Origin of the sequence: Salinisphaera hydrothermalis C41B8, assembly GCF_000732535.1 — a bacterium.
Lineage (GTDB): Bacteria > Pseudomonadota > Gammaproteobacteria > Nevskiales > Salinisphaeraceae > Salinisphaera > Salinisphaera hydrothermalis.
In genome coordinates this window covers 131270-138536 of record NZ_APNK01000008.1, presented here as the reverse complement: position 1 = coordinate 138536, position 7267 = coordinate 131270, and the positions used below count along the sequence as shown (strand labels likewise).

The 7267-nt window shown below is 63.1% G+C and carries 10 protein-coding genes; 1 reads left to right on the top strand and 9 read right to left on the bottom strand.

The features are described 5' to 3' along the window. Window positions 1–357: 357 nt before the first annotated feature. The gene (locus tag C41B8_RS21130) at window positions 358–456 is read right to left on the bottom strand and encodes a hypothetical protein (RefSeq protein WP_415752832.1); all 99 of its coding nucleotides are present in this window, start codon (window positions 454–456) and stop codon (window positions 358–360) included. On the opposite strand from C41B8_RS21130, the gene C41B8_RS20850 reads away from it, so the two are divergent. Further along, on the top strand, window positions 412–732 hold the full coding sequence (locus tag C41B8_RS20850) for a hypothetical protein (RefSeq protein ID WP_232226017.1): 321 nt from the start codon (window positions 412–414) through the stop codon (window positions 730–732). The two genes, C41B8_RS21130 and C41B8_RS20850, sit on opposite strands and share 45 nt — an antisense overlap. A gap of 191 nt (window positions 733–923) precedes the next feature. Here C41B8_RS20850 and C41B8_RS07910 read toward each other — a convergent pair whose 3' ends face one another. The 8 genes from C41B8_RS07910 to C41B8_RS07875 all read right to left on the bottom strand — a co-directional run bounded on the left by C41B8_RS07910 (window position 924) and on the right by C41B8_RS07875 (window position 7267). Continuing rightward, the gene (locus C41B8_RS07910; protein ID WP_037336356.1) at window positions 924–1193 is read right to left on the bottom strand and encodes a type II toxin-antitoxin system RelE family toxin; all 270 of its coding nucleotides are present in this window, start codon (window positions 1191–1193) and stop codon (window positions 924–926) included. Then, on the bottom strand, window positions 1177–1401 hold the full coding sequence (gene relB, locus C41B8_RS07905) for a type II toxin-antitoxin system RelB family antitoxin (protein ID WP_037336413.1): 225 nt from the start codon (window positions 1399–1401) through the stop codon (window positions 1177–1179). Before relB ends, C41B8_RS07910 begins: the two co-directional genes overlap by 17 nt. Window positions 1402–1798: 397 nt before the next feature. Next, complete coding sequence (locus C41B8_RS07900) at window positions 1799–2257, bottom strand: EamA family transporter (RefSeq protein WP_269634418.1); 459 nt, start codon at window positions 2255–2257, stop codon at window positions 1799–1801. Window positions 2258–2470: 213 nt separating this feature from the next. Continuing rightward, the gene (locus C41B8_RS07895) at window positions 2471–2905 is read right to left on the bottom strand and encodes an EamA family transporter (RefSeq protein ID WP_051883264.1); all 435 of its coding nucleotides are present in this window, start codon (window positions 2903–2905) and stop codon (window positions 2471–2473) included. A 526-nt stretch (window positions 2906–3431) separates the two neighbouring features. After that, a complete protein-coding gene (locus C41B8_RS07890; RefSeq protein WP_156962472.1) occupies window positions 3432–3731 on the bottom strand; it encodes a hypothetical protein in 300 nt (99 codons plus the stop codon). A 405-nt stretch (window positions 3732–4136) separates the two neighbouring features. Beyond that, window positions 4137–4541 (bottom strand): helix-turn-helix domain-containing protein, encoded by a 405-nt coding sequence (locus tag C41B8_RS07885; protein WP_037336352.1) that lies wholly within the window; start codon window positions 4539–4541, stop codon window positions 4137–4139. Between the two features lie 606 nt (window positions 4542–5147). Continuing rightward, window positions 5148–6002, bottom strand: a complete 855-nt coding sequence (locus C41B8_RS07880; RefSeq protein WP_037336350.1) for a MurR/RpiR family transcriptional regulator — start codon at window positions 6000–6002, stop codon at window positions 5148–5150. 254 nt (window positions 6003–6256) lie between these two features. Further along, window positions 6257–7267 (bottom strand): LacI family DNA-binding transcriptional regulator, encoded by a 1011-nt coding sequence (locus tag C41B8_RS07875; RefSeq protein WP_037336349.1) that lies wholly within the window; start codon window positions 7265–7267, stop codon window positions 6257–6259.

The window sequence follows — 7267 nt, the reverse complement described above, 5'->3', positions numbered from 1 at the left end:
GGGGTCAATTTTCAATCGGCGTTTCAAGACCAAAAGGGGTCACTTTTCAGTCGGCGTTGACAATCACCGTTCGCTGCCGCGTAGGCAGCTCAGAAAGGACGCGCCGATCGGCGTGATTATCTCGAGATGTTCGCTGCCGCGTAGGCAGATCAGAAAGATAGCCGCGCATCCGACTGGGTGTACCAGTAGTTCGCTACCGCGTAGGCAGTCTAAGAAAGCTCAGTCAATTGTCGCCGGCTGCTTGCGCGCAGGCAGCACATAAACCCTGGCAATGCATCCAAGTTAGCCATCCGGCAGGCACTTTAAAACTGCGAGCGCTCGCGAGGAACGGCTGGCGCCTAGTTAAGATGAAGAGAGTTAGCCCAATGTAATCAGCGTCACGGCGGCTGCAGCCGCCACCAGGCCAGCCGCTTGCGCGCGGTTCCAGCGTTCGCCCAGGATGACACGGGCCAGCAGGATGGTGATAGCCGGATAGAGTGCGGTGAGTACGACGACGATCGAAAGCTGGCTTATGCCAGTCTCAGCGAGAAAGCATTGGTTGCCGCATTAGCCGAAAACGCCGGCGGCAGCAGACAGGCGGATGACCTTTGTATCGGACGCTCGCGAACCGGGTTCACTCAGGGCAACCGCAAGCATCAGAACTATGCGGAGCGCGAGGCCGGGAATGCGCAGCCAGAGTCTGGCGCCGGTGCCGTCGGCACGTTCCCGGGCCAGATTAAACGCGCGGGATGACTTGGCCGCCAAACGCGGCCCACCGATCCTCGGAATTATCGATATGCCGCTTCATGCCCCACCGTCTTTTGCCTTGGATGCAGGGCGTCGATGCGGCAAGCATGTCGTAACCCGCCGTATCGAATATTTCTGTACGGACCACTAATTGAATGGTATTACCCCGTCGCGCGCGGGACGAACGCATTCGATCACTAACGCCGGTAGGCATGCTTTCGATGCGCGATACGGACCACGAGAACACGAAGCACGTCATCCTGAATGTCACAGACGATGCGGTAGTCGCCGACGCGAAAACGCCAATATTCCCGTAATTCGCCTTGAAGACTTTTCGCCAAGTGGCGCGGCTCGTCCGCGGTTGCCACACGCTCGCGCAGATAGGCCGAAATACGCCGCGCCGCTTGGCGATCGAGCTTTTCTAACGCTTTACGGGCTGTCTCGGTCAGCTCAATCCGCCAGGCCAAGGTCGCGCTCTATATCGTCCAGGTTGTACGTGGCCTCGCTCTTATCATCCACTCGCGACATAACCTGATCGGCCAGGTAGATGTCTTCTAGATCGTCTAGCTGGCTCTCCACGGCTTGGCGCACGTAGAACGTCTTCGTTCGGCCAGTGAGCTGCGCAAGCCGCGTAAGCCGCGCATCGAGCTCGTCGTCGGCACGAAAATTGATCATTCGGCTCATCATCCTGCCCCGTATGATTTACACGTAAATCATACGGACTATCTGGCAGATCGCAACCTGTTTAAACCCGCTGTATAGATAGCGCAGACAGGAGCACCAGCCGCTTGAGCTTTCAAGCGCGCGGCCAAGCCCCGCTCATGTGGCGAACACGGGGTAGCGCCAAGCGGCGTGCTTGAGTTCGCTGGGTCATCCCCGCGCGTGCGGGGAACGGGAGAAAAACGCCCTGCATATCATCCATGGAGAGGGTTCATCCCCGCGCGTGCGGGGAACGGTCTAATTGCAAGACACTATTTCCAAATAGTTTTTAGCGACGCCTCAATGCCACCCACCTGAACGTGCCGTTTTCGGAGTTGTTAAAGAGCACGTCGACGTCGATCGATCATACGCTTCAACCGAGCGTAATCAGCGTCACGGCGGCTGCAGCCGCCACCAGGCCAGCCGCTTGCGCGCGGTTCCAGCGCTCGCCCAGGGCGACACGGGCCAGCAGGATGGTGATAGCCGGATAGAGTGCGGTCAGTACGACAACGATGGAGAGCTGGCCTGCGCCGGTGGCCGCGATAAAGCACAGGTTGCCGCCACCGCCGAATATGCCCGCTGCGATGAGCATGCCGATGGCGTTCGCGTCGGGCGCTTGCGGGCGGGGGCCTTTCAGGGCGAACGGTAGTACCAGCACGCTGCCGAGCGACATGCCGGAGACGAGCGGCCAGAATCCGGCGCCGTTGGCCGTCCGATCAAGGGCCACGAACAACAGCGCAAAGCCGGCCCCGCTGATCAACCCTTCGATAACACCCGGTCGCGTACCAAGGCGTGTTGAGGTTTCGTGCGAGCGCCGCGTTGGCGTCCGCAAATCGTGACCGGCAAGGCGCGAGTCGCCGCGTCGTGGCGAGTCACGACCCAGACTCGCAACGCCGCCGGGCGGGATTTGCGGCCCAACCCTTCGGGCCAAGCGCTGTTTTGCGGCAATACAGCGTTGTCGCTCTCTCGCGTAGAACGACTACGCCACTTTCGCTACGCCTCGTCTTGCCGCAAAACAGCGCTTGGCGCGGACTCGCACGAAACCTCAACACGCCCTAGTCTGATCGGGCGCCGACGGCTGCCAGGAGACGAGCGCAATGGCCGGCACCGCAATGACGAGCCCGACGCTGGCAAGAGCAGAGAGCTGCTCGCCGAGGACCAGACCAGTGAGCGCCGGCACGCCGGCCGCCACCACCGCGGATAGCGGCGCCACCACGCTGATTCGCCCTACCACAAAGCCGCGATAGAGCGCGAGCGTGCCGATCGCGCTGCCGAGCCCGGCGGCCAGCCCCCACGCCAGTGCTTGCCGCGTCGGCTCGTATTGCGCTTCGATGACGACACCCGCGACGGCGACGAGCAATGCCAGCAAATGCACGGCCAACGCCACGATGCCGGCTCCGAATCGGCGACCGCCCACGCCGGCCGCGAAATCGCTCGCTCCGTAGGCCAGCGCCGCCAGCAATCCCAAGACAACGGCCATGCAAACCGCTCCATCGCTTGAATCGAAGCGCGAACGGTACCAAACGCAACGGCTGGCGCACTGGGCAGCGGAGCATTCCTCATGACCAAGCCCGGCGCGATTGCGGGCGGATCAAGCTGCCCATTCACATCGCGCCTGTTAGACCCGGACTGGACGCGTCGCCGCATCGGTCACGAACACCGCGCTGGCATCGAGCCATGCCGCAGCCGGAGCAACGCGTTATCCGAGCGCATGACAACTGGCGAAGTGACCGGCGTACGGCAACGGCCGCGACTGTAGCTTGGGTGCGCATTGAAGCGATCGATCGGGCCCGATGCGGATGTTCGCCGCGCCGGTGATTTGTTTATGTGCGCACGCCCGGGGGCCGGCGCCTGGTAGGCACGACAAGCCGACTCAGCCTTGCCGCGCGTACTCCAGCCCGCTTACTTTTCGGCACGGCGCGCGTTTTCAACTCACGCCGATACCGCAACGGCCAAGCGTTCTAATCGGCGCCGCAGCGGCGTCGTTCGCAACGTAGCGATAGACGTTATGTATCGGGCAAGTCGTCCAAAGCGGGAAAGGCGCGACCGGCCATCATCAACTGCAAGCGGGCATAGCAGCAGGCCAACTCTTTGTCGTTCGCGTCGCCCATCTCCTGACAGTGCGCGGCCAGCATATTCTGCAGGGCGCAGTAGAGATTATGGATCACTTCCGGGGCGCGATCGGATTGCTCGACCTGCTGCGCCAGCCTGCCAATCGCCGCGCCCAGCTCGCCCCAGGTGTGCCCGTCGTTTCGAGCCGCCATGGGTCGCGGTGCGTCCGGCTTATCGCGTTGGGACGTTTGCATATCCGGATTAGCGATGTCGAGCTGTGGGATACGGAGGTACTCGAACGACGCCCGGCGTAGCGCGAGTCATCAGCGTTTCGCGCGCCAGCCAGAACTAGCACTATAGTACTCGTCTCGCATTGAAAATCAAGTCATATAGTGCTTGCTTGCAGTGCGGGCGATGCCGGCCACACGGCGCGTGCGAGAACCGAGTTCAGTTTAAGGGCTGACTTGTGGTCCATTGCTCGCCGCTCGGGGCGATGCGCATGACGCTCCAATGCTGCCAGGCCCGTATTGCGATGAATTAGATCCGGCGTCGAAGCGGCACCATTTCTGGCGACACGGCCAACTCAGCGCTGGGTTGATCTACCGGGCATATCACGCCTTGGCTACCCTGCCGCGACTGGACCCTCAGGGCCGGGAAATTCACGAATCGGGCCCCGACTTGAGGTCAGGCTCGTCACGGCCCGGCTCGGATGCATCATGCCGGCCGTAATAAGCCTCGCGCTCGGCGACTCGATTGATATAGTGGCGCCCTTGATCCGAAGCCCGGGCATAGCATTCGAACAACCGTTCTACCGACGGGAAATCGTCGATCTCGCCCGGCATACCGGGCAGCATCACGTGCCACAGATGCAGGTTGAACGCAGCGGCCAGCTTATCCACCGTGCCCAAGGTGGGCTGCTTTTCCTGATTCAGGATATTGCTGATGCTTTTTTGGCTGACGCCGCTTTTTTGAGACAAACGCCCCTGCGACCAGCCTTTGAGGCTCATCAGATGGCGCAGATTACGCGCAAGAACCTGCCGCGGATCCGGCCGGGCGTCACCCATGCAGAGCACCTCAGTCGTCTATTACTTGCCCTGCCGCTCATCGTATGCCCCCAGCCCAGGACTAGGGTTCTACGTTAATTGGCAATAAAGTACTGGACACGTTGAGCTTTCAGCCGAGCGCCGCTACGCTGCTCACACCGTGCCCGGGAAAGCACAAGCCGGGCCGCCGCATGCCGCAACCCGAACCCCGTCGCTGGCATAGCGGGCGAGCCGTACCTTGTGCGGATTACGACACCACGGCCGCCTCGCCTTGCGACGCACGTACGCGAGATGCCGCTGCGCGGCGCGGACTCGTGGGAAATGTCAACACGCCCAAGGCAATGATCGAACACCGCACAACTTTTTCCTGCCCCCAAACCGGGGCACGTGGTGAAACGCGACCTTGCGCGGCATACAAGGTTGCTGCCATCGGAGCGCTGGGCCGGCGATGGACTTTCAGCCCGATCGCCACCGGCGGCACGCATACAAGCTGCATGACTGGCCTGGCCAATCGCCCGAAGCCGGGGCGGGCCGCGACACCGCCATCGGCAGCAAACGGCTGGGCGCCCTCCATTACGCCATATTAGCCCAACACGAAAACACCCTCATGCCGGGCCAATTGCCGATTCACGACGGGCGTTCGTCCGTGCGGCCGTCCAGTGCTAGACCGATTGCAACGGTCAGCGCCTGGGCCAGGCACATCGAGGCGGTGAGCGAGCGGAAATTGTGCAGTTCGGCGTCGTGGACTTCGAGACAGACGGTGGCGTGGGCGGCCACCGGGCTTAGCGGGCTATCGGTGAGCACCACGACCGGCGTGCCCTGCTCGGTCGCGTGGCGGATGGTCTCCGCGGTTTCCTCGGCGTAGGGATGGAACGAGACGGCGAACAGGACGTCGTCGGGCCGCACGCGCGCGGTCTGCTGCGCCAGCATGCCGCCCAGGCCGTCGAGCAGGCAGGCGTTGGCCTGGATCTGGCTCAGAGCGTAGGCCATGTAGGTGACGACGGGAAACGAGCGACGATGGCCGCAGAGGTAGATGCATTCGGCGCCAGCCATCACCCGGGCCGCTTCGGCCAAGCCGTCGGCGTCGATCTCATCGGCGAGATGATCCAGCGCCATGCGATTGGCCTGACAGAACTGGCGCAGGACGCCGTGCGGCGTGAGTGCCTGGGTGTCGTTTTCTTCTTCCCGGCGCAGCCGGCGCAGACGCTCGCTGTAGCTGGAGGCGGTTTCGGCCAGGCGCGTCTGATAGACGCGCTGCAGTTCGGAGAAGCCGGAGTAGCCGAAGGCCTTGGCAAAACGGATGATGGCCGACGGCTGCACTCCGGCGCGGTCGGCGATCACGGCGGTGGTTTCCAGCGCCATGTCGTTTGGATGGTCGACCGCGAATTGAGCGATCTGTTGCAGCCGTTTACTCAGATTCTTGTATTCGGCCAGTATCCGACGCTGGAGCTCGGACGGTGTTTCCGGTGCCTCTTCAGTCATGGTTGGATCAGAGTCCTCGTTTTGTTTTGTGAACGCCCCATCGGGGCGTGGCCCCCAGCGATGCGGTCTATTTTCTGAAATAAACGCATCATCCATCAAATAATCGTTCTACTCATATCACGTCGCGCGTATGTATTCCGCGTCGTGCGTCGCGCCGACTTTAGCTTTTGTGTCCCGGCCGAGGCGCCGTCAGCTGGTTCGTTCATGCCGCGGACTGACTTGCTGCAACGCATGTTTCGCTCGCGGGTCCGGCGTCACAAATTCCAGGGCGTAACGATCACTGCGCGGCTGGGCCGGATCTCGGCCGGCCGCCCGTGCCGACGAAACGACAATAGATGCCGGATCGCCCCGGCCGCGTCGGCCTGCAAGTCGTGGTCGACCACGGCATCGATGCGCCCCGCTCGCAGCAGGCGCCGGTTTTCGTCGTCGAGATCGTGGCCGACAAATGCCACATCGCGATCGCCTGCTTCGTCGAGCGCGCGCAACAGGCCGCGATTGCCCCCGCCCATGCTGTAGATGCCGGCGATAGCATCGCCTGACGCGCGTTCGGCGCGCGCCAGTTCGTAGGTCCCGTGGTCGAGTCCGTAACCGCCGTCGATGGTCACCACATCGATGTTCGGGCAACGTGCTGCCATGAATTCGGCGAACCCGCGCCAGCGATCGGTCTCGCCGTGGAAATCGCGGCTGCCGAGATTCGCCAGCACGCGCCCGCCGCGCGCACCGAGAAAACGCGACAGGAGAAACGCCGCGGTCTGCCCGGCCGCCGCATTGTCGATGCCGACATAGGCGATGCGCCGGCTGGTTTCGATGTCCGTCACGAATGTCACCACCGGGATGCCGCGTTCGGCGAGCGCATCCACGGCGGCGACGATATCGGGGTGCGCCGGCGCCTTGAGCACGATGCCGTGGGTGGCCTTGCGTTCGAAGGTGCGCAGGCGGGCCGCGATGGCCGTCGGCGCCATGCGTTCGTCGGCGTGAAATCGCGGCGCGATGCGTAGCGGCGCCATATCGGCCGCAGCCGCCACGAATGCACGGCGTACGGCCTGGCTGAACCGTTCCGGGCTATTGAGCAGCACGTCGAACGTCAGGCCGAAGCCGGGCGGGATGCCGGCCTCGGCCTGTTCCTCGAGTTCACGAATGGCGGCCTCGACGCGTCGGCGCGTCTGCTCGTGGACGTGCTCGCGGCCGTGGCGCACTCGATCCACCGTGGCCGCGCTGACGCCGGCCTGGGCCGCGATCTGCTTGACGGTGAATCGATGCGCCAT

Excerpts from the sequence above, each read along its gene's own strand:
- C41B8_RS07875 (WP_037336349.1), bottom strand. The coding sequence starts at position 7,267 with ATGGCGCATCGATTCACCGTCAAGCAGATCGCGGCCCAGGCCGGCGTC.
- C41B8_RS07890 (WP_156962472.1), bottom strand. The coding sequence starts at position 3,731 with ATGCAAACGTCCCAACGCGATAAGCCGGACGCACCGCGACCCATGGCG.
- C41B8_RS07880 (WP_037336350.1), bottom strand. The coding sequence starts at position 6,002 with ATGACTGAAGAGGCACCGGAAACACCGTCCGAGCTCCAGCGTCGGATA.
- relB (WP_037336413.1), bottom strand. The coding sequence starts at position 1,401 with ATGATCAATTTTCGTGCCGACGACGAGCTCGATGCGCGGCTTACGCGG.
- C41B8_RS07895 (WP_051883264.1), bottom strand. The coding sequence starts at position 2,905 with ATGGCCGTTGTCTTGGGATTGCTGGCGGCGCTGGCCTACGGAGCGAGC.
- C41B8_RS07885 (WP_037336352.1), bottom strand. The coding sequence starts at position 4,541 with ATGGGTGACGCCCGGCCGGATCCGCGGCAGGTTCTTGCGCGTAATCTG.